The organism is Nitratidesulfovibrio liaohensis (genome assembly GCF_011682075.1).
GTDB lineage: Bacteria > Desulfobacterota > Desulfovibrionia > Desulfovibrionales > Desulfovibrionaceae > Cupidesulfovibrio > Cupidesulfovibrio liaohensis.
In genome coordinates, this window is sequence record NZ_VSMK01000478.1 from 1 (window position 1) to 1,882 (window position 1,882).

At 69.5% G+C, this 1,882-nt stretch carries 2 protein-coding genes; one reads left to right on the forward strand and one right to left on the reverse strand.

Annotated elements, in window-relative coordinates:
* The coding region (locus FVW27_RS14510) for a LysE family translocator (protein WP_167126417.1) at positions 1–589 on the reverse strand (589 nt) is incomplete at its 3' end.
* A gap of 495 nt (positions 590–1,084) precedes the next feature.
* Between FVW27_RS14510 and FVW27_RS14515 the strand changes: the two genes are divergently transcribed.
* Positions 1,085–1,651 carry a PaaI family thioesterase gene (locus FVW27_RS14515; RefSeq protein ID WP_243838478.1) on the forward strand — a complete coding sequence of 189 codons (567 nt, stop codon included), beginning with the start codon at positions 1,085–1,087 and terminating at the stop codon, positions 1,649–1,651.
* Positions 1,652–1,882: the final 231 nt, after the last annotated feature.

The following is a 1,882-nucleotide window of genomic DNA, read 5'->3' on the forward strand; positions in this document are numbered from 1 at the left end:
TCACCGCGTAGCCGCCCAGCACGCAGCCCACCACGGCCACGGTGGTGGCCGCCACCAGCCCGGCGCCCGTGGCGTCCAGGGTGCGCAGGTCCACGAAGGTAGGCAGAAAGCCCACGTAGAATACGATGACCTTGGGGTTGCCGAGCGTAAGGGCCAGGCCGCCGCAGGCGGTGCGCAGCAGGCGCAGCGGTGTCTGCGCGGGCAGCGGCGCGGTGCCGCAGGCGGTGTCTGCGCCGGATGCCGGATTCGCGGACGCCGACTCTCCGGAGGCCGCCCCTTCGGCTACAGCCATGGGCCGGGCCGTTGTTGCGCCGCGCCACATGCTGATGCCCAGCCAGATCATGTAGGCCGCGCCACCCAGGCGCACCACCAGGAACAGGTCGCCCATGCTTTCCGCCAGCACGGTCAGCCCGGCCATGGCCAGCAGCAGAAAGATCATGTCGCCGCAGATGATGCCCGCCGTAAGGGCCAGCGCCGTGGGCAGGCCGCGCCCCAGGGCGGCGGACAGCACGGCGAACACGCCGGGGCCGGGGGTGATGGCCAGGATGAACAGGGCCACGGCCAGGGCGGCAAGAGAATGGACGGTCATGAAATCCTCCGGGCAGGCCCTTTTTCACGAGGGCGAGAGGTGAAATGGAGGGTGGAACCATGGCGGGCAGCCAGCAGGGGGCGAATCGGCCAGTCGCGCATTCCCGCCAGTCGGACTGGTCAGGTGTACTGCCGGGCGTACTTGCCGGGTGTGCCCGCCAGATGCGTTTGTACATTTATGGATGCAGGGGTCGGGGCTGCGCCGAGCAGGTGCGTTTGCCGCCGGATGCCCGTCCTGCATAGCCCCGCGCGGTGCGGCAGGCAAGTGGTGTGCGGTGCGGCACCCTGGTGGGTGCTCCGTTGCCCCCTCGACAAGGTGGGGGTCCTGCCGCTACGGTGCGCCTTGCGCCTGACCGTTTCACGCTTTCGTGAATCGGCTCGGTTTGCTCATGCCCGACTTGTTCGGGTTCGATCTGTCCCTGTCCGGTTCGCCCGTGCCTGTTCCGGTCATAGCCGTTCCGTTCACGCAGTTGCGCGCACCCCGCGCGGAGACGCCATGTCCACGCCACAGTCCGGGCCATTGTCCGGCACACCGTCCGCACCGCATGCCGCAACCGCCGCAGGTTCCGGTTCGCCCGCATCCCCCCTTGCGCCTGTTCCGCCTGCTTCACCCCTTCCTGATGACGACATGGAGCACGTCCGCCGGTTCATCGCCGAGCGCGACATGTTCGCCAGGCATCTGGGCATAGAGATCACCGAGGCCGCGCGCGGCTACGCCCGCGCCGTCATGCCCCTGGACGCGCACCACCGCAACGGGGTGGGCATGGCCCACGGCGGGGCCATCTTTGCCGTGGCCGACCTGGCCTTTGCCGTGGCCTGCAACACGCGCGGCAGGGTCAGCGTGAACCTGAACACCTCCATCTCGTTCCTGGCGCCCGGCAAGTGCGGGCCGCTGACGGCCGAGGCGCGCGAGATCAGCGCTGCCCGGCGGGTGGCCACCTACGAAATCCGCATCACCGACGGCGAAGGCACGCTCATCGCCATCTGCCAGGCCACTGCCTACAGCAAGAACCAGCCGGTGCCCGGTCTGGCCAGCGCCGGGACCCCCCGGAGCGCGGACTAGCCGCACCATCCATACACAGGGAAGCCGCAACGCCCACCCCGTACCGGAAGACGCACGCATGAAACTACGAATGGAATGCATCTTTCGCGACAGGGTGGGCATCGTGTCCGACCTTTCCTCGCTGCTGGCAGGGCAGGCCCTGTCCATCGTCTCCATGGAAGTGGAGCGCCGCCCCGGCGGCACGGCGGCCACGCTGGTCGGCGGCTCGGCCCCCGACCCCGCCGTCGCCCC